Below are 18,740 nucleotides of genomic sequence, written 5' to 3'. Positions count from 1 at the left end.
TCTACAAAGTTTATAACCTGTAGGGCCAGCTTCATAACCAACAAGGACCGGTTCTTCAGAGCCTGTCGTTTTTATAACGGATTTTATGTAATTGATTGCATTTTTTGAATCCGCTTCACTTTTATGTTCTGCGAAAAAACAGTCTTCTTCTTTTGAATAAGCGCAGTAAGAATAAGAACTCTTGTGGACATCAATTCCAATGTAAATTATACTATTCATGTAGTGTCTCCTTTTTGCATGAGGTAATGTCATGCTTTGTTTTGTTATAATTAAGAGTATTAGACTAAATCCTCGATTTTTGCAAACCTGTGAGGCACTACATATTGTTCTGTTTTATAATGGGTGTTATAAAGGGTTTTGAAGGATTAAAAATATGAAAGTTGCAGTTATTCAGGCAAGCTCGCAGGCTTCAAAAAATAAATTGATTTATGACACAGTGAAAGTCTTTGCTAAAGATGCAGAGGTGCTTAATTTTGGCTGTTTCCCTGATGAAAACGAAAAATATTCCTATATTGAGATTTCGATTTTGGCGGGACTTTTGCTTTGGACTGAAGCTGTTGATTTTGTTGTTACAGGATGTTCATCAGGGCAGGGTATGATGCTTGCCTGCAATTCGATTCCCGGAGTGCTATGTGGCTATGTACCCTCTCCAAGGGATGCCTATCTTTTTGCCCAGATTAATAACGGAAATGCTGTTTCGCTACCTCTGGGTGAAGAATATACTTATGGTGGTGAAGAAAATCTTAAAATGACAATTAAAGCCCTTTTTTCTGAACCCTTCGGCCAGGGGTGGCCTGAATCTGAGGCTGAACGAAAAAAGGCTGATACCTTGCTGCTAAAAGACATTCGTGCAAAATCACAGATTAATGCGGAAGATTTTTTTGCTAGCCTGGACGATGAACTGCTACAAAAAATCATGAAAAAGAAAAACGTGATTGATTATATTGCATTTCATCTGGATAAATCTGCATCTTGTCTGAAAAGACTTGCTTTTGACAGATCTTTTTATTAGGATAAAACTGTAAACTCTTAAAATACATCTTTCGAGAGATTTGTTTAGCCTTGTTTGGGCTGGTCAGATCTTACTTTCCGAAATCAGAAGGTGGCCGGTGATGTGGCGTCTTCACTTTTCTGATTTCAACAATCTTTTCCTCAATTTGGCCTGCGCGGGCATATGCAGCATGTGTACTCTGAGAGCAACGGGCAAATGGAAGATGTATGAAAATCACAGAAAATAATTATACAGTTACAACTATCTATTTTGACGGACAGTTCTGGTGCGCCCTGATTGAACAATGTCGTGACGGGAAGAATTATGCCGGACGTTATGTCTTTGGAGCAGAGCCTTCGAATCCTCAGTTTTTAAACTGGATGATTTATGATTTTGCAAAAGTTCCGCTTTTGCCAGTGGAAGGACGTGCAAAAATCAGGTTTAAGAAGCTTGCAAAAAGTGAAAGTAAAAGTAAAGCAGGGGGCATCCCAAAGTCACTTCTTGCATTTTCGAAAGCGCAGAAGGAATACGCTCAGGAAAGAAAAGCACAAAAGCGTAAGCAGAAAAAATTAGAGGAAAAAGAAAAATATCTTGTTATGAAAAGGAAAAGCTAAAAAATTGCTGCATCGCAATTTTTTTTAACGCTTTGCTATAAAATACCGGCCGCTCTGACCGGCGGCCTTACACAGGAAATGAAAATGAATTTAGTATTATATATTCACGGAATGGGCGGAAGCCACACAGAAAGCGAACATTACAAATCTTTGTTCCCGGATTATGACGTAATCGGATTAGATTACAAAACTTTTACGCCCTGGGAAACCGGCAAGGAAATCCACGATGCAGTTTCAGAATTCAAATCAAGATATGAAAAAATAATTTTGATTGCAAACAGCATCGGGGCCTTTTTCAGCATGAACGCAGATTTGGACGGCTTGATAGAAAAGGCATATTTTATTTCACCGATTGCAGATATGGAATTTTTAATCTGCAATATGATGAAAGCTGCAGGCGTTACAGAAGCTGAGCTTGAAGAAAAGAAAGTAATCTCAACCTCATTCGGTCCGGATTTATCCTGGGAATATCTGACTTATGTTCGGGAACATCCTTTGAAGTGGAAGCTTCCGACCAGTATTCTTTACGGAGAAAGTGACAGTTTTATGCCATATGAAATAATCAGTCAGTTTTCGCAAAAACACAATTCGCCGCTTACTGTTATGAAAGGCGGTGAACATTGGTTTCACACTCCGGAACAAATGAACTTTCTGGATAATTGGATATGCAGCTTGTCGGGTAGATAATTAAGTTCATCTGTATTTTCCCTGGCAAGACGCAGGAAAAGAAACTAAAGCAGCCTCTCGATCCATTTAGCAACGCCGTCTTCCTGATTGGCAGGGCAGGTTTCATCGGCAGCTTCCTTTACCTCGGCGATGGCGTTCTGCATGGCAATTCCTTTTCCGCAGAGCTTAAGCATTCCGATGTCGTTAAAGTCATCTCCAAAGGCGGCGATTTTTTGAGCGGGAAGCTTCATATGACTGCAGAGTGCCTGGATTGCATTTTCTTTTGTGGCCTTATGACTGCTGAGCTTGTACCAGGGAATGTCTGAAAATGGAAGCATATCAACCTTTTCAATTCCGATGCTGGAAGCGATTTTTGTAACGGCTTCCTTATTGAGTGTTTTTATGCAAAGCTTCATGGCAGGTTCCCTGAAATCAGAAAAATCATTGAAGGTCCAGAATTTGTCGCCAAGTTCCTCTTTTGAATTTGAATAGAGGCCTTTTTCGTTGTCGATTGAAATTACGGCATCTTTTCCAAGTACGTCGAATGCGGCTTTTAAGAGAGTCTGAGTTTCATCCGGCGAAAATTCGCAGTTATAGATTTTTTTCCCTTTATAAAATGCCATTCCGCCGCCGTTAGTAATCAGGACATCGGGTGAAATTCCTTCAAGAAATTTTGAGGCGTTTACGAGCGCGCGGGAAGTTGAAATCCCAAAAAGAATGCCTTTTTTCTGTGCCTGCGCGATTGTCTTTTTTGTGAAGTCAGAAATTGATTTGTCGTCGTGGAATAAAGTTCCGTCTAAGTCCGAAAGGATTAAAGATATGTTTTCCATAAATAAATATGTATTATTTTAGATTTTTTTTCTACTGCTTTTCTATTTATTCTGCTATCATTGCTAGCATAAATTCTGGAGGAAACTATGGCAGAAAGAAAAAATCTTGCAAAACGGATTGCAATGTCCTTTTTTGGAGTAATCATCTGCGCAATCAGCGTGGGAATTTTTAAAATTGCGGCTCTTGGTGTTTCTCTTTTCCTGATTGCTGGTGGAAAGCCTGCTGCAATTCCGACTATTGCCGGCGTTGGAACAATCATTACTGCATTCTTTATGGGACCGCTTATTGAATTCTTTAATGTGCACATAGCACGCCCGATGCTTGCTAAATAATCACGCCGCCGTGGAAGTGAAGTTCGTAAATCTTCTTTTCCAGATAGAAAATATCTTCGTAGCCCTGGAACCATTCAAAGTCGCCGGTGGTCTGGCAGTGGTAGGTGTAGTCTCCCTGGCGGAAGATGTCCGGGCCACGGAAGGGTTTGTCTGCCGGGACTTCGTAGAGGGCTGCCTTTAGAAAATCGCCAGAAAAAGGTTCGGCTGTAACGCGACCGTAATAGTTCATTGACCAGAGGGGCACGCCGTCGAGCCAGAGGGCTTCTTCTCCTGAAAAATTCTTTCCGCCAAGATAGGTATCGATGTAAAGGAGGACGCCAGATGCTGTTTTTTCTTCATAGTGTAAGTCGTGCGATGCCGGGCGGCATGGGGTTGTTTCTGCTCCGTGACCTGCGTAGGTCTTTTGCTTTGCCTTTATGAGGAAATCAATGAGTTCTGCACGGTCGCTTTTATCGGCTGCTTCCGTCAAAGGAATGTTGCAGTCGTCGTCATTTTTTACGATGCGGTCAATCGGAATATGATAAAGATTGCTCAGTGCAATAAGTCCGTCCAGTTCCGGAACGGCCAGTCCGTTTTCCCACTTGCTTACAGTCTGGCGGGCAAGCTTTAGTTTTTCTGCAAGTTCTTCCTGCGAGTATCCGTTTTGCTTTCTGAGTAGAGCTAATTTTTCACCTAGAATCATATTATCCTCACTTAACTATAAGGTATCACAGACGGAGATTTATTCACATCGCTTTTTGAAGGCAAAAATGTTATGGCGGAGTGACAAAAGCATGCATTTCATCTGAAAAACATGCATCTTGTATGAAAAGTCCGCACAAAATTGTATTTAATCTTTATAATTAGGCTATGAATACCAAAACAAAAATCCGGGAAGTTACGGAAAACAAAAAGGCCTTTCTCGATTTGCTTTTGCTTGCTGACGAGCAGGAAGATATGATTGACCGTTATCTTAAGCGCGGCAGAATGTTCGTTCTTGAAGACGAAAGCGGAAAAGTTTTCGGTGAGTGCGTCGTAACTGATGAAGGTGGCGGTGTACTTGAAATCAAAAACATTGCGACATCCCCGGAAGTTCATGGTAAGGGCTACGGAAGAACTCTGATTCAATATGTGGAAAATGCTTTTTCCGGTAAATTTTCCGTTTTGCAGGTGGGAACAGGAGACAGCCCTTTGACGGTTCCCTTCTATGAAAAGTGTGGATTTACAAGGTATCATGTGGAGAAAGATTTTTTTACAAAGAACTACGACCATCCGATTATTGAGGCTGGAGTTCAGCTTGTCGACATGGTTTATTTAAGAAAAAAAATATAATCAGGAGAAAAAATGATTATTGAGACAGAACGTTTGATTTTACGAAATTACACTATGGATGATTTTGATGCATTGTATGAAATCATGTCGGATGCAGAAACCATGAAGCATTATCCGGCTCCATTTGATGAGGAACGTACCCGGGGCTGGATTCAGTGGAATCTGGAAAACTACGAAAAATACGGCTGGGGACTCTGGGCGGTCGTGCTCAAGGAAACAGGCGAGTTCATTGGTGACTGCGGAATCACCTTGCAGAACATCGACGGAGAGCAGCTTCCGGAAATCGGCTATCACATCCACAAAAAATACTGGAGGCGGGGTTTTGCAAAAGAAGCTGCCCGAGCCGTCCGAGACTGGGTTTTCCAAAACACAAAATACAACGCAATTTATTCCTACATGAAATACACAAACATCGCTTCATATTCAACGGCTATTGCAAACGGTATGAAGAAGGTTAAGGAATATCCTGACCCGAAAAACGAAATCTCCTACGCCTACGCAATTACGCGAAAGGAATGGGAAGGACTTAAAAAATGGTAACAAAAGAAGAATTAAAAAAAGCACTTACTGACCTTGGAATTACAAAAGGAATGACTCTTGAAGTTCACAGCTCGCTTTCTTCCTTCGGAGAACTTGAGGGCGGCGCAATGACTGTCATCGATACACTCAAGGAACTTGTTACAGAAGAGGGCAGCATCTTCATGCCAGCCCTTCGCCTGAGCAAGGAACTTCCGCTTACAGACGATGATAAAAAGATGGGAATTACTGTCAAAATCAAAGTCCTTCCGCGAGATGAAGAGCGAACCGCAATGGGACTGATAGCCGACACCTTCCGAAAACTGCCTGACACTTACACAGGAAGAGACGTCATAAGCACATCGGGCTGGGGTAAGCACGGAAAGGAAGCTCTGACAGGCGGTCTGGATTACGCTATTCACAACGGCGGAAAGGCTCTGCTGCTTGGAGTTGATATTTACAAACTGACTGCCATGCACTATATGGAAGTCGCCACTCCTAAAGACATAAACGACCGCTTTGCTCCAACCGAAGAAATCAACAAACTTTATCCGCCTGACCAGTGGTTTATGGAAGCCGGACACCCGCCGGTAAAGGCCTGGTACACAATCCAGAAAATGGCATACGAAAAGGGCCTCATCAAAGAAGCCCAAATCGGCAACTGCAAGGCAATGTTCTTTGACATCTGGAGCGTGGTTTCTATTTATGAGCATGAACTTAAAACTAATCCCTACGAACTTTGGGGACTGAAATAATCCCTATAAACAGATATTTGTATTTCCGTAAACAATCAGGCGGATAATTCCTATAGCGACAAGGTGCAATGGATAGTAAATGTAGAAAAACCACTTCATCCATTTTGCTTTGCCGCGTTCGCCGTTGTAAAGCTTTAAAACGGGATATACCATCAGAACGCCGATAAGTTCAAGTGCATAAACCTTGCTTACGAAGAAATAGGAAACCAGACCGTAAAGGAAAACCCATGGAATCATTTTAAGCATCTGCTTTTCAAGATTTCCGCGCTGACTGTACATTCCGACGATTGCAAGAACCGCAATGCAGCTCCAGTCAGCAGGGAAGGCGCTGAAAATCAAAACAGTCTGAAGAAGAAATTTCTGCCACTTCTTCCATGTCATATTATCTTCTATATATAAGACAAGAACAGCGATAAAAAGCGGATACATTACGCTGGTTCTGTTGAAAATGCTTCCCCTAAAAGGATTTAAACTGATTCCAAATCCAAAGCAATATGCAAAATGAGAAATGACGGCAAAAATACCAAGACGCAGCATATATTTTTTAACGTCCCGGGTATAATGATAGCCTTCGCAGACAAAGAACCACATGATTGGAGCCGTAAGCCGTCCGATAAAATGAAGGATAAGGGGAGCCGGCTCCGAAGGAAATCCCGGAAAGAGAAGGTCAGTGCTGTGGTCAATTGTCATGGCAATAATTGCAATTAATTTCAGGTAATTCGAGTTAAAGAGTTTTTTGAGTTCCATTATATGTAAAGCCTTAGTCAATCATATATATCATACCAAGCTTTGGCTGGGCAGAGAAGAGACAGCAGGAATCATATTCAGTATTTTTTGTCTTACTTTTCTCAAAAAATGTTTCTTCTTTTGTTATGCTTGTATTTGTCCATCCCAGTCCGGCAAAAAGAGAACAGCCTGCGTAAAAACAAAGATGGCTTGTAATTTGATTTGAATACAGCAAATCTGCTCCAATTTCAAAACAAAATGCCGTATGATCCTTTGTGAGACATTCAGTGCCTGTATATTCATAATCAGTAACCGTAAAAGTATCAAAGCCCAAAAGTCCGGACAAGATGAGATTTTGCTTTTTGTTTTCCTTTAACAAATCGTAGCCGGCGCCTCCCCAGAAATTAAAATTAATACAAAGTCCTTTGGAATCATTTATCTTAAAATCCTTATTGAAATAGGGACCTGCTGCTGCTCCGGCATAAAGTGAAAAGCCGTTTTCCATTCTTCCACGATAAAGTGCCTCCAGCTGCACGGAAAATCCCGGAAAATTATTTCCATTAATATAAAGCTGCTTGAAAGGAATCTGAACACCTATCCCGGCTTCTGTATGCCACACTGATTTTTTTGCGCCATCTTCCTGCGCAGCCAATAATCCACCAAAAAATAAAACAAGCGAAAGTAAAATTAATTTTTTCATGCTTTAATTATAAGAAGAGAAGGGCTGATGAACACCACTTTTCCGATAAGATGCATATTTTTACCGATGAAATACACTATTTATTTTCATATTTAAAAAACTTCTATGTAATGAATTTACTGAAAAATAAACAAAGAATTAGAAAAACTTACAAAATAAAAAATTGAGTACTCAAATCAGGTAATTAAGTTTTAGGGTTGCAATAAAAATCAAAACTTGCAATAATATGCGCCGAAAGGGGAGCTTGGTTCAACCTTGCTGAGAGTAGACTGGAGTGTCTTGACCCATAACCTGATTTGGATAATGCCAACGTAGGGAAACCAATCTTTTTGCCGTTCTCTCGGCTGCATTCTATTCAAACAGGCAACTTAAAATTTTAAGAGGCTTGTTATGTTTTCAAAAATCATTTCAAACGTGCGGGAAAAATGCCCGCTTATCCACAACATCACAAATTATGTAACTGTGAACGATGTTGCAAATGTTCTTCTTGCCTGCGGGGGAAGTCCGATTATGAGCGATGACGAAGGTGAAGTTGAAGAAATCACTTCTATCTGCGGCGGACTCAACATCAACATTGGAACTCTGAACAAAAACACAATTCCGTCTATGTTCCTTGCAGGCCTTAAGGCTAATCAGCTGGGACACAAAGTTTTACTCGACCCTGTTGGAGCCGGTGCTTCAAAGCTCAGAACTCAGACTGCAATCGACCTGCTCAAAAAAGTAAAGTTCGACGTAATCCGGGGAAATATTTCTGAAATCAAAACCCTTGCTTTGGGAAGCGGAACAACAAAAGGCGTTGATGCCGATGTAAGCGATGCCGTAACTGAAGAAAATCTTGAAAAATCAATCAGCTTTGCAAAAGATTTTGCCGGCAAAATGAACTGCGTTGTTGCAATCACAGGAAAAATCGACCTGGTTGCAGACGCAAAAAACTGCTATGTAATCAGAAACGGCCGTGCCGAAATGGGAAAAATCACAGGAACGGGCTGTCAGCTCAGCGGAATGACCGCAGCCTTCATCACAGCAAACCCGGACAATATCCTTGAAGCGACCGCTGCCGCTGTATGCGCAATGGGACTTGCCGGAGAAATCGGCTGGTCAAAAATGCAGGCAGGCGACGGCAATTCAACTTACAGAAACAGAATTATCGACGCAATTTACAACATGGACGGCGCAGAGCTTGAAAAGGGTGCAAAATATGAAATCAGATAAGACTTTTGATTTACGCAGCAGCCTTCTTCTTTACGCTGTTACCGACCGCCACTGGACAGGAGAAAAAAGTCTTTACCAGCAGACAGAAGAAGCTCTTCTTGGAGGCGCAACTTTAGTCCAGATTCGCGAAAAAGATTTGAATGAAGCTGATTTTGAAAAAGAAGCCCTGGAGCTTCAGGCTCTCTGCAAAAAATACAAGGTTCCCTTTATCGTAAATGACAATGTGGCGCTTGCAAAAAAAATTGACGCAGACGGAGTTCACGTCGGACAGGAAGATATGAATGCCTGCAAAGTACGCGAACTTCTTGGCCCGGATAAAATCCTTGGGGTAAGCGCTCAGACTGTAGAAGAAGCAATCCTTGCAGAAAAGCAGGGGGCTGATTACCTTGGTGTAGGCGCCGTTTTCCCGACGGGAACAAAGTCTGACGCAATTGATGTGCCCCTCTCCACCCTGCAGGCAATCTGCAAGGCTGTAAAAATCCCTGTCGTTGCGATAGGGGGCATTACAAAAGACAACCTTTGCCAGCTTAAAGGCAGCGGAATTGCGGGAATTTCTGTAATCAGCGCCCTTTTTGCACAAAAAGACATAAAGGCTGCGGCAGAAGAGCTTAAAAAACGAACTCTGGAGATAGTGTGATTAAACTGAACGCCGCCATTTTTGACCTGGACGGAACTCTTTTGGATTCCATGCCCTTGTGGCTGGGTTGTGCAGAACGATATATTTCTTCTCTTGGTCTTGAACCAGAAAATGATTTAGGCAGGAAACTTTTTTCTATGAATATGAAAGAAGGTGCAGACTATCTGAAGAAAAAATACAATCTGAAATTTTCTGAAGATGAAATTTGCAACGGCGTAAATCAGGTGATTGCAAAGGCCTACAAGGAGGAAGTTCCTTTTAAGGCTGGCGCAGATGACTTTTTACAAAAGCTTAGGAAAAGCGGGACAAAAATTGCACTTTGCACAAACACAGACAGAGTGATTTTTACCCCTGCCCTGCAGCGACTGAATGCCATAAATTATTTTGATTTTATTTTTACGGCATCAGAAATGGAAATGTCGAAATCTCAGCCGGAAATCTTTTATAAAATCTGTGATGAAATGGAAGTAAGACCGGAAGACACCTGGATTTTTGAAGATTCCCTCTACGCTTTGCAGACCGCCCGCCAGGCCGGCATAAAAACCTGCGCCCTTTATGATGAAACTTCAGAAAATGACGCAGAACAGATAAAGCAAATCAGCAGCCTATACTGCACAAATTATAAAGAAGCCGAAAATCATTTTTTTGGCAGATAAAAAGCAATCTTCTTGAGGGCACCGCCTGAAGATTTAATACATATCTATAAGAGGTATATTTATGAACACCGCATTAACAATCGCTGGCAGCGATTCAAGCGGAGGCGCCGGAATTCAAGCTGATATCAAGACCATGACCTGCAATGGCATTTATGCCATGAGCGCAATCACGGCACTGACAGCACAGAATACAACCGGCGTAACCGCAATCATGGAAGTAAAGCCTGAATTCCTGAAAGAACAGATTAAAGCTGTTGTTTCGGATATTTTCCCGGACGCAGTAAAAACAGGAATGGTATCATCTTCCGCACTTATAAAAGTCATTTCGGATTCTATTAAAGAATACGGACTTAAAAATATTGTTGTAGACCCTGTTATGGTTGCAACAAGCGGAGCAAAACTTATTACAGATGATGCAATCGAATCTTTGAAAAAAGAGCTTCTTCCGCTTGCAACCGTCATCACACCAAATATCCCCGAGGCAGAAGTCCTTTTTGGCTCAAAAATCACAAGTGAAGAGGACATGGAAAAAACCGCAAAAGAAATCAGTAAGAATTTTGGCTGCGCAGTTCTGCTTAAAGGCGGACACAGCCTTAATGACGCGAACGACTACCTTTACGATGATAAGGGCAGCGGCGACGCGAAAGAAGGCATCTGGTTCTACGGGAAAAAAATCAACAATCCGAACACACACGGAACAGGCTGTACACTTTCCAGTGCAATTGCAGCAAATCTTGCAAAAGGGCTCTCGCTTTCTGATGCCGTAAAAAATGCAAAAGATTACATCAGCGGCGCGCTTGAAGCAATGCTTGATTTAGGAAAAGGCTCAGGCCCTCTGGCACACAACTGGAATCTTAAATAAAAAATTAAAAGGAAAAATCTCATGGAAAATAATACAAAAAAAGGAACAGGCGTATTTTCTAATTCGCTTATTTGGTTTGGAGCAGCAGTTTCAATCGCAGAAATTCTTACAGGAACATTTTTTGCACCTCTCGGTTTTTTTAAAGGCATCCTTGCAATTGTAATCGGTCACATAATCGGCTGTACATTGCTCTTTTTTGCAGGCTACATCGGCTCACTTTCTAAAAAATCAGCCATGGAATCAACTCAGATGAGTTTTGGCGTACTTGGAGGAAAGTTTTTTGCACTCTTGAACGTAATTCAGCTTGTGGGCTGGACAGGAATTATGATTTACGACAGCACACTTTCTTTGAACGGCATTTTCAGCGCACAAAAATGGATCTGGTCAATCATCACAGGTCTTTTGATTATTCTCTGGATCCTTGCAGGAATTAAAAACATCGGAAAACTTAGTCTGGCCACTATGATTGCGCTTTTTGCACTGACAATCGTTATGTGTAAGGTTATTTTCTTTTCTGAAAGCAGTAATTTTTCTGCAGAAGCACTGGAAGCCCTTTCATTCGGGCAGGCAATTGAACTTGCAGTTGCAATGCCTCTTTCCTGGCTCCCGCTTATCAGCGATTATACTAAAGAGGCCGAAAAACCATTTGCAGCGACCTTTGCTTCAAGCGCAACCTACTGCGTAGTATCCTGCTGGATGTACATAATCGGAATGGGTGCCGCAATCCTTACAAACGAAAGCGACATTGCACAAATCATGCTTAAGGCAGACCTTGGAAACGCAGCTCTTGTGGTTATCATTCTTTCTACAGTTACAACAACTTTCCTTGATGCCTGGAGTGCTTCTATTTCCTTCAGGACTATCTGTGCAAAAGCGTCTGAAAAATGGACAGCCGTTATTGTTACAGTAATCGGAGCAGTTTGCGCAATCCTTTTCCCAATGGATAACATCACAAACTTCCTTTACTTTATAGGTTCGGTATTCGCCCCTATGATTGCAATTCTTCTGGCAGATTATTTTATATTGAAAAGTGATTTTTCGTCACAGAAGGTAAAAGTTTCCCGTCTTGCAGTCTGGCTGGCAGGTTTTATTGCTTACCGCCTTTTGATGAACACAGATTTAATCACCGGCTGTACAATTCCGGATATGATTTTTACCTTCATCCTGACAATTATTGCAGGTCTTTGCAGTAAGAAGAAATAAAAATACCATTTTCAGAAAATATGTTTTATCATTAAGAGGGCAATACTACTATATTTCAGGAGGCATTGTGAAAACTTATACTGCAGAAGTTTCTTCCATAGAAAAATATCAGCTTGGAGAATCTCCATTTTATGATTCACGTACCAAGACTATTTCCTGGGTTGATATTCCAAAAGGAACTCTTTTTACTCAAGGTCCTGACGGTGTAAGAAAATCATTTACTTTTGATAAGCCGATAGGAGCTGCAGTTCCTTCTGAAAAAGCGGGTGCCTATCTTGTTGCAGGAAGTGACGCCATCTATTTTATTGATGGCGTCAGTTATACATCAATAAAAAAGCTTTCGGAATATTATGAGGCTTTCCAGCGTTCAAATGATGCAAAGGCAGACCCTTCAGGACGTCTCTGGTTTGGTTCTTCTGTAAACGATGATATTCATGAAGCAAGCGGAAATCTGTTCTGCCTGGATAAAGGAAAAATAATTTGCAAACAAGCGGATACAAAAATCTCTAACGGGATGGCTTGGAGCAGAGATCGAAAAAAATTTTATTTTTCAGATTCCCTGCAATATGCAGTTTTTTCTTATGATTACGATCTTTCCACTGGTGAAATTTCAAACCGAAAAGTTTTATTTAAGGTGGAAGGCGGAGTTTCAGACGGAATGTGCATTGACTCAGAAGATAATCTCTGGGTTGCAATTTGGGGTGGAAGAAGAATTGAATGCAGAAGTACAAAGGATGGAAGTTTGCTTGCAACGGTTGATGTGGATGCCCAAAATGTTACATCATGTTGTTTTATGGGTGACAATCTGGATATCCTTTTTATCACGACTTCCGGGCAGGGACAAACCGGAGAAAATGACGGTTGCCTTTTTACCTGCAAAGTTGATATAAAAGGCTGTAAGTGTGATTATGCAAAAATACAGCAACCGAAAAGCGATTAATTTCCGTGAAATTGAAGATTACGAATAGAAAAATCGTAAACGCCAATTGACAGGTCCGGTTATGATCTTCCATAAATAATTTTCGTTAAGCCCTGTGATATCTTCACAAGCTTTTGGCACTCTACTGTTTCCAGTTCAAAAAAGATTCATAGTCACTTTTATATTTCTTTTTTGAATACGCCGTTAAAGCGCTGTATTCGTTTTCAAGAAATGAAATGAATGAATTTCCGTTTTCCATCTGGCGGATATCTTCTGCTTTGTAGTGCTCAGTCATAAATGAAATTGCAAATCGCAGCAATTCAGCAGAAAGTTTTCCGCCTTCCATTACCGCCTGAATTACTTCTGAAAAATTTTCGTCATAGATGTATTCAAAAACCCCGACTTTAGTCCAGCCTTTAACATCAGGATTCCTTAGAATTTTGAGTCCTTCTTCATAAGACAGTTCCGGGAAAGTAATAAACAAATCATGGAAGGCATTTGAAATTTCATTGTCCTTTTTGGCAGTTTCCAATATATTCAGCAATTCATCTTTAGGTTTTATATTTTTATCCACAAGAGGATTCTGCTTATATTTTTTCTTCAAAAAATCAAAAACTTCTATGCACCCCCATTCCCGCGCAAATTCCATTGCATCACAGTTTTCTATTGAACCAACCGCATATAAGGCTCTGTAATCAATTCCCTTTTCGATAAGAAAAAGAGCAACATCCGCATGCCTGTCAGGAATAGCCGCAAAAAGTGGATTGCAAAGAGTGTTGGAAGTTTCAAGTTTTGCACCGTTATCGTACAACAGCTTTACGATTTCCAGGTTTCCTTTTTCACTGGCATCAGAAATTGCATTTGATTCTGAAATACCGCCCACAAAATTTACATCTACGCCTTCCTTGATGAAAAATTCTGTAAGCTCATAATTTTCATAACTTACTGCTGCTTTAATCCAGCTTCCTGGAAGTATTTCCGCATGCAATAAATCCGGATTTTCTTTCAGCAGTTTTTTTATGGTCTCTAAATCATTATTTTTGATTGCCTGCCGCATGGCTTTTATTGCTTCATTATTTTCTACCATTTTACATCATTCTCCGAATTCTTATTTTAAACTTCTGAAGTATTTCAGTATAGACACATAAAGCCAGCAGAATTATACCCGGAACTTCAGAAATAGTCATCGTTATCACAGCACAAAACAGAACTGTCTATTTTTTTAGACTAACTAAACTACTAGTTTTTACGCCATTTTTTTCCGCTATCCTTTGAAAAAAGATTTTTCTTCATAACTTTATAGACTTTTGCGCTTACTTTATTTTGAACGGAAACTCTGGTTTTCTCAAAAAAGAAGACTGCCTGAAAAAGACAGCCTTAAGTGATTATTTTTTTTGAGGATTCTTATTGACAAGCTGGGGCCTTATATGTGTTATGCTTTGTTATTAATTGTCAGCGTAATGAACTAAATCATAAGGATAGTACGGTACATCTTTTAATTTACTGTCGTCTATGCCAAGAATTTTTGCGATGGTACCTATATCAATAACACAGGTCGTTCTTGTAATTTTTTTCATTTTTTACAGTATTTCACATTATTCTGTTCGTTTAGTTTTGATTTTCCTTTGAAAGGATTTTCATTACTTTATTTTTTACAATTTCTGAAGAGTCTTTTGAGTGAATACCTCGTTCATCTTCTGTGATATATAATTTCTTTCTTAAAAGGTCTTGAATACATAATCCTATAATAAAAATTATATCTTCGTTGTCTGTTGATTCAATTTCATGACTATATACATATAAAATATTATTTTTTAGTTGAGGGAGTCGAAAAAACATTTGTCGCATTGCACTTAAAGCATAACCTTTATTACTAAGACTTGTTTCATTTTTTACGGAATCAACAAGCAATGTAAAATCATCTTCTTTACCTATCCAGCCTAGTGCAATTATTGATTTATAACGCAGTTCTTCATCTGAACTTGTTATGTACTTGTAAATATAAGGCAATACTGATTCACATTGATAATTATGGCCACTTAAAATCATTATTGCTTCTGATATCAGTTTTGTATCCGATGCATCATTTTTGGACAAATAATTTAATAAAAAAGATTCTCCTCGTTTGCCGTATTTGTCAAAAAATGCTCTAAGTGTCAAAAATAAATGAACATTTCTTTCATCTTTTAATAAGCTAAAATAAAAACTAATTTTCTCTTCTGTTACATTTGTTTGTAATTCTTTAATAAAATTCATGATTTTTGAAAAATCATTATCTTTGTCAGAAACTAACTCTTCATATTTGTTTAAATACTCTTTATTCATTGTCTGTATCTCCTAAAATTTATATTTTGCAGGGTTAAATAAATGATATTTGGTATCCGTCAATTCTAGTGTCGTAAAGAGACAGTATATTCAGCAGAAATGTCAGTTACAAAGTATCCCTAAGCTTGTAAAAGAGCAATCGTATAACTTACCGCACCATCGGCCTTTTCTGTCTGTTGCAAAAACGAAATTTAAAATCCATTAAAATACTTATAAATAAAAGGCGGTGCAAATTTTCTTTTTTCAGTTACAGAAACAATAAAATGTAACTCTTGAGAAAAATCTACATCATCCAACTTATAATTAACAAGTATTGATATAGGAAAACTTGAATTACACTTTGTTTCCATAGTTTTAAACAACTTATCAAAATCAATTAAAACTTTAGAATCCAAACAATATTCATAAGCGTAAAAAAACACTTTATCACTATCATATGTTGAATGAAATGTTTTTTTTACCATGTCTTTTTGAAACGTTTTATTTATATACAGTCGCTCTGAATGGTCAAAGAAATTGATAGTTAAATCATCAATAATTAATTTTTAAAATTTTTCTCTTGAAAAAATTTTAAAACCTACACCTTGGTTATTTTTTTGATACATTGAATTTTTTGTTTACATAAAACACAGGCGCGTCAATTGGGACTTTCCTTAAATTTTTGGACACAATTTACGCTTACGAATTGACCAACACGTATCCCCATTATAAAATACAGCAAAAAAAGGGACTTTATGAAATTTTCTGAAATGATTTACAAGCGGCCGGATTTTGAAAGTTTTAAAAATGAAATCCGTTCAAAAATCGATGCATTTAAAAATGCAAAAAATGCCGGGGAGCAGATTAATCTTATAGATGAAATAAATGTTTTACGTAACCATATTGATACACAAAGTGAGCTTTCCTGCATCCGGCATTCTATCAATAATAATGATGAATTTTACAATGCCGAAAATGATTACTGGGACGAGTATGGGCCCTTGTATACAAACGAAACTGTTTGTCTTGCAAAAACAATTCTTGACTCCCCTTATCTGGACCAGCTGAAGAAAAAATACCCGGAGCAGTTTTTCACACTCCTGCAAGACAGCATAAAAAGCTTTAACGAAAATGTAATCGAAGATTTGCAGGAAGAAAATAAGCTTGCATCAAGATACAATAAAATCCGAGCCACAGCGCAGATTGATTTTGACGGTAAAAAATGCACGCTTCCAGAGCTTTCTCTTTATCTTGAAAATTCGGACCGACAGATTCGTAAAAAGGCTGCCACCGCAATTGCAGCCTTCTATGAATCACACGAAGCAGAAATCGATGAGATTTACGACGCTCTTGTTAAGACACGTACCAGGATTGCAAAGAAGCTGGGTTTTAAAAACTTTGTTGAGTTAGGTTATGTTCGCCTGCACCGTAGTGATTATAATTCTGATGATGTTGCAAATTATCGCAGGCAGATTCTGGAATCTGTTACTCCAATAGCAAATGAAATTTTTGAAGAGCAGAGAAAACGGCTTGGCTATGATGATTTTTACAGCTATGATTTAGGTTTCAAATTTACTTCAGGAATGCCAAAGCCACAAGGTTCACCTGAATGGATTATCGAAAACGGAAGAAAAATGTATTCAGAGCTTAGTCCTGAAACAAAAGACTTCTTCAGATTTATGGCAGACAATGAACTGCTCGACCTTGTTAGCAAGAAGGGCAAAGAAGGCGGTGGTTACACAACTTATATCCCGGATTATAAAGCGCCTTTTATTTTTTCAAATTTTGTAGGGAATGCGGGCGATATTGAAGTTTTGACTCATGAAGCCGGACATGCATTCCAGGTTTACTCTTCACAGAATATTACTCTTCCAGAATGTATCTGGCCGACTTACGAATCCTGTGAGATTCATTCTATGTCTATGGAATTCTTCACATATCCCTGGATGAAAAATTTCTTTGGCCCGGATACTGATAAATACCTCTACAATCATCTTACGGGTACAGTTACTTTCCTACCTTATGGAGTTCTTGTAGACCACTTTCAGCATGAAGTTTACGGGCATCCGGAAATGACTGCGGCAGAAAGAAAGGTATGCTGGCGCAAGCTTGAAAAAATGTACATGCCATGGAAAAAATATGACCAGGGCTGCGAATTATTTGAACGTGGCGGCTGGTGGTATCAGCAGCTGCATATTTTCGGTGATCCCTTCTATTATATTGATTACACACTTGCTCAGATTTGTGCTCATCAGTTCTTTGGAAAAATGAACAGAGATTTTGCTTCTGCATGGAAGGATTATCTTCATCTTTGTAAGCTTGGCGGAACACAATCATTCCTGAGCCTTGTAAAAGAAGCCAATCTGAAAAATCCCTTTTCTGCTGGAACTGTTGCCGATGCAATGCTTGAAGTAAAGAAAAAGATAAAGGAATATTCGGAAAAAAAGTAAGCGTCAATTTTGACGCTTCAGGCCTGGCACGGGTACCGGTTCACCTTCACGCAGGGGCGTTCGGCATTTTTGGCGGACGCTGCGTCACTCGCGTCCTTGTTTCCAAAAATGTCTTCGTGCCGGAAATCTGTTTTTTCAGGTTTGCCGTGACCGACTATATGTGTTTGATTCAGGACGCTTTTCCTGGAATCTTTTTCTGAATTGCGATTCAGGCTTTGCTTTTTTATTTTGAACGGAAGCTCCATTTTTCTCTAAAAAAAGAAGACTGTCTGAAAAAGACAGCCTTAAGTGATTATTTTTTTTGAGGATTCTTATTGACAAGCTGGGGCCTTATATGTGTTATGTGAATTTATACTTTCAACAAAACTTTTTCATGTTTCTTTGATACGGCAACCTTTGGATATGTGATTATTTCCAATCCCATTCCAAGACTATCCAGGTAATCTATTAAAGTAGAAATTTTCATGTCTTTTCTTTTTTCTATTTTTGAAACAGACGACTGAGTAAAGTTTGCCATTTCTGATTGTTTTATATTCTTTTCTTCACGGAGCTGGGCAAGACGAATTGCCATAATATCCTGTTCAGCTTTTATATGAGCTCTTCTTACAGTTTCGGGAGACATACTACTTTCCATCATTTTGATTACGTCTTTCATTTTCCAACTCCTTCTCATGTCTTTCGATGATTACTTCGGATTCTGTAATCAAATCCTTGTAAAATTTATCCTGATCTTTTCCTTTCTTATCTCCGCCGGTAAGTAAAAACGCTTTCCTTTTGGAATCAAAATAATAGGAAACTCTCAAAAGATGTTGTTGAGTCTGATTTCGAAGTTCTTTTAGGTTCTTATATTTTTTTGAACCATGAAGGACATCTGCATAAGGGCGAGGAAGATTCGGACCGTACTGTTGGAGTAAAAGAACTCTTTGTAATACGGCTTCTTTACAGTCTTCGTCCAAGCTCAGAAACCAGGCATCATATTCATCTGATGAATCAACCTGCCACATAAACTAATTATATGAACTAAAGTGAATATTTGTCAACAAAAAAAATGTCGG

General features: G+C 39.3%; 24 protein-coding genes, 1 pseudogene and 1 riboswitch. Of the genes and pseudogenes, 14 read left to right on the top strand and 11 right to left on the bottom strand.

The window, feature by feature from the left end:
* Window positions 1-219, bottom strand: a pseudogene (locus T530_RS0111345) (IS110 family transposase); the annotation flags it as partial.
* A 154-nt stretch (window positions 220-373) separates the two neighbouring features.
* Here T530_RS0111345 and T530_RS0111340 point away from each other — a divergent pair.
* The 3 genes from T530_RS0111340 to T530_RS0111330 all read left to right on the top strand — a co-directional run bounded on the left by T530_RS0111340 (window position 374) and on the right by T530_RS0111330 (window position 2,292).
* A complete protein-coding gene (locus T530_RS0111340; protein ID WP_027729113.1) occupies window positions 374-1,012 on the top strand; it encodes an RpiB/LacA/LacB family sugar-phosphate isomerase in 639 nt (212 codons plus the stop codon).
* 206 nt (window positions 1,013-1,218) lie between these two features.
* Window positions 1,219-1,605, top strand: coding sequence for a DUF2992 family protein (locus T530_RS0111335; RefSeq protein WP_027729112.1), 387 nt, complete (start codon window positions 1,219-1,221; stop codon window positions 1,603-1,605).
* Between the two features lie 84 nt (window positions 1,606-1,689).
* The gene (locus T530_RS0111330) at window positions 1,690-2,292 is read left to right on the top strand and encodes an alpha/beta hydrolase (protein WP_038074578.1); all 603 of its coding nucleotides are present in this window, start codon (window positions 1,690-1,692) and stop codon (window positions 2,290-2,292) included.
* Window positions 2,293-2,336: 44 nt separating this feature from the next.
* Here the strand turns inward: T530_RS0111330 and T530_RS0111325 are convergent, their stop codons facing one another.
* Window positions 2,337-3,101: a Cof-type HAD-IIB family hydrolase gene (locus T530_RS0111325; RefSeq protein WP_027729110.1), complete on the bottom strand. Its 765-nt coding sequence runs from the start codon at window positions 3,099-3,101 to the stop codon at window positions 2,337-2,339.
* An 87-nt stretch (window positions 3,102-3,188) separates the two neighbouring features.
* On the opposite strand from T530_RS0111325, the gene T530_RS0111320 reads away from it, so the two are divergent.
* Window positions 3,189-3,434, top strand: coding sequence for a hypothetical protein (locus T530_RS0111320; RefSeq protein WP_027729109.1), 246 nt, complete (start codon window positions 3,189-3,191; stop codon window positions 3,432-3,434).
* On the opposite strand, the gene T530_RS0111315 is transcribed toward T530_RS0111320, so the two are convergent.
* Window positions 3,427-4,116: a DUF5680 domain-containing protein gene (locus T530_RS0111315; RefSeq protein ID WP_027729108.1), complete on the bottom strand. Its 690-nt coding sequence runs from the start codon at window positions 4,114-4,116 to the stop codon at window positions 3,427-3,429. The genes T530_RS0111320 and T530_RS0111315 overlap by 8 nt on opposite strands.
* 167 nt (window positions 4,117-4,283) lie before the next feature.
* Between T530_RS0111315 and T530_RS0111310 the strand changes: the two genes are divergently transcribed.
* Genes T530_RS0111310 through T530_RS0111300 form a run of 3 tightly spaced genes read left to right on the top strand, consistent with a single transcriptional unit; the run spans window position 4,284 to window position 6,016 of the window.
* The gene (locus T530_RS0111310; RefSeq protein ID WP_027729107.1) at window positions 4,284-4,745 is read left to right on the top strand and encodes a GNAT family N-acetyltransferase; all 462 of its coding nucleotides are present in this window, start codon (window positions 4,284-4,286) and stop codon (window positions 4,743-4,745) included.
* A gap of 12 nt (window positions 4,746-4,757) precedes the next feature.
* Window positions 4,758-5,285, top strand: coding sequence for a GNAT family N-acetyltransferase (locus T530_RS0111305; protein WP_027729106.1), 528 nt, complete (start codon window positions 4,758-4,760; stop codon window positions 5,283-5,285).
* Entirely contained in the window at window positions 5,279-6,016 is a 738-nt protein-coding gene (locus tag T530_RS0111300; RefSeq protein ID WP_027729105.1) for an AAC(3) family N-acetyltransferase, read from the top strand. The genes T530_RS0111305 and T530_RS0111300 overlap by 7 nt, the downstream gene beginning before the upstream one ends.
* 3 nt (window positions 6,017-6,019) lie before the next feature.
* Here T530_RS0111300 and T530_RS0111295 read toward each other — a convergent pair whose 3' ends face one another.
* Window positions 6,020-6,784: a TraX family protein gene (locus T530_RS0111295; protein ID WP_252507374.1), complete on the bottom strand. Its 765-nt coding sequence runs from the start codon at window positions 6,782-6,784 to the stop codon at window positions 6,020-6,022.
* Window positions 6,777-7,442, bottom strand: a complete 666-nt coding sequence (locus T530_RS0111290) for a hypothetical protein (RefSeq protein ID WP_027729103.1) — start codon at window positions 7,440-7,442, stop codon at window positions 6,777-6,779. Before T530_RS0111290 ends, T530_RS0111295 begins: the two co-directional genes overlap by 8 nt.
* A gap of 226 nt (window positions 7,443-7,668) precedes the next feature.
* A riboswitch (TPP riboswitch) is annotated at window positions 7,669-7,777 on the top strand.
* A gap of 55 nt (window positions 7,778-7,832) precedes the next feature.
* Between T530_RS0111290 and thiM the strand changes: the two genes are divergently transcribed.
* The 6 genes from thiM to T530_RS0111260 all read left to right on the top strand — a co-directional run bounded on the left by thiM (window position 7,833) and on the right by T530_RS0111260 (window position 12,952).
* Window positions 7,833-8,654, top strand: coding sequence for a hydroxyethylthiazole kinase (gene thiM / locus T530_RS0111285; RefSeq protein WP_027729102.1), 822 nt, complete (start codon window positions 7,833-7,835; stop codon window positions 8,652-8,654).
* Window positions 8,641-9,291, top strand: a complete 651-nt coding sequence (gene thiE / locus T530_RS0111280; protein WP_027729101.1) for a thiamine phosphate synthase — start codon at window positions 8,641-8,643, stop codon at window positions 9,289-9,291. The genes thiM and thiE overlap by 14 nt, the downstream gene beginning before the upstream one ends.
* Complete coding sequence (locus tag T530_RS14295) at window positions 9,288-9,947, top strand: HAD family phosphatase (RefSeq protein ID WP_051537967.1); 660 nt, start codon at window positions 9,288-9,290, stop codon at window positions 9,945-9,947. Before thiE ends, T530_RS14295 begins: the two co-directional genes overlap by 4 nt.
* 61 nt (window positions 9,948-10,008) lie before the next feature.
* Window positions 10,009-10,809: a bifunctional hydroxymethylpyrimidine kinase/phosphomethylpyrimidine kinase gene (thiD, locus tag T530_RS0111270; protein WP_027729100.1), complete on the top strand. Its 801-nt coding sequence runs from the start codon at window positions 10,009-10,011 to the stop codon at window positions 10,807-10,809.
* A 21-nt stretch (window positions 10,810-10,830) separates the two neighbouring features.
* Window positions 10,831-12,012 carry a putative hydroxymethylpyrimidine transporter CytX gene (gene cytX / locus T530_RS0111265; protein ID WP_027729099.1) on the top strand — a complete coding sequence of 394 codons (1,182 nt, stop codon included), beginning with the start codon at window positions 10,831-10,833 and terminating at the stop codon, window positions 12,010-12,012.
* Between the two features lie 67 nt (window positions 12,013-12,079).
* The gene (locus T530_RS0111260) at window positions 12,080-12,952 is read left to right on the top strand and encodes an SMP-30/gluconolactonase/LRE family protein (RefSeq protein WP_027729098.1); all 873 of its coding nucleotides are present in this window, start codon (window positions 12,080-12,082) and stop codon (window positions 12,950-12,952) included.
* A 121-nt stretch (window positions 12,953-13,073) separates the two neighbouring features.
* On the opposite strand, the gene T530_RS14885 is transcribed toward T530_RS0111260, so the two are convergent.
* From T530_RS14885 to T530_RS0111245, 4 genes are all read right to left on the bottom strand, one after another.
* On the bottom strand, window positions 13,074-14,018 hold the full coding sequence (locus T530_RS14885; protein WP_051537966.1) for an ankyrin repeat domain-containing protein: 945 nt from the start codon (window positions 14,016-14,018) through the stop codon (window positions 13,074-13,076).
* Window positions 14,019-14,376: 358 nt separating this feature from the next.
* Window positions 14,377-14,508 (bottom strand): PoNe immunity protein domain-containing protein, encoded by a 132-nt coding sequence (locus tag T530_RS15375; protein ID WP_081773729.1) that lies wholly within the window; start codon window positions 14,506-14,508, stop codon window positions 14,377-14,379.
* A gap of 31 nt (window positions 14,509-14,539) precedes the next feature.
* Window positions 14,540-15,256, bottom strand: a complete 717-nt coding sequence (locus tag T530_RS0111250) for a HEAT repeat domain-containing protein (RefSeq protein WP_027729097.1) — start codon at window positions 15,254-15,256, stop codon at window positions 14,540-14,542.
* A 191-nt stretch (window positions 15,257-15,447) separates the two neighbouring features.
* The gene (locus tag T530_RS0111245) at window positions 15,448-15,720 is read right to left on the bottom strand and encodes a hypothetical protein (protein ID WP_027729096.1); all 273 of its coding nucleotides are present in this window, start codon (window positions 15,718-15,720) and stop codon (window positions 15,448-15,450) included.
* A 270-nt stretch (window positions 15,721-15,990) separates the two neighbouring features.
* Here T530_RS0111245 and T530_RS0111240 point away from each other — a divergent pair, with 270 nt between their 5' ends.
* Entirely contained in the window at window positions 15,991-17,685 is a 1,695-nt protein-coding gene (locus tag T530_RS0111240; protein WP_027729095.1) for a M3 family oligoendopeptidase, read from the top strand.
* Window positions 17,686-18,034: 349 nt separating this feature from the next.
* Here T530_RS0111240 and T530_RS0111230 read toward each other — a convergent pair whose 3' ends face one another.
* Together T530_RS0111230 and T530_RS0111225 are read right to left on the bottom strand one after the other, a co-directional pair.
* Complete coding sequence (locus T530_RS0111230) at window positions 18,035-18,340, bottom strand: XRE family transcriptional regulator (protein WP_027729093.1); 306 nt, start codon at window positions 18,338-18,340, stop codon at window positions 18,035-18,037.
* Complete coding sequence (locus tag T530_RS0111225) at window positions 18,309-18,689, bottom strand: type II toxin-antitoxin system RelE/ParE family toxin (RefSeq protein ID WP_027729092.1); 381 nt, start codon at window positions 18,687-18,689, stop codon at window positions 18,309-18,311. Before T530_RS0111225 ends, T530_RS0111230 begins: the two co-directional genes overlap by 32 nt.
* Between the last annotated feature and the right edge of the window lie 51 nt (window positions 18,690-18,740).

Source organism: Treponema sp. C6A8, assembly GCF_000619925.1.
GTDB lineage: Bacteria > Spirochaetota > Spirochaetia > Treponematales > Treponemataceae > Treponema_D.
The sequence above is the reverse complement of the archived record's forward strand: the minus strand, read 5'-3'. Positions and strand labels throughout refer to the sequence as shown.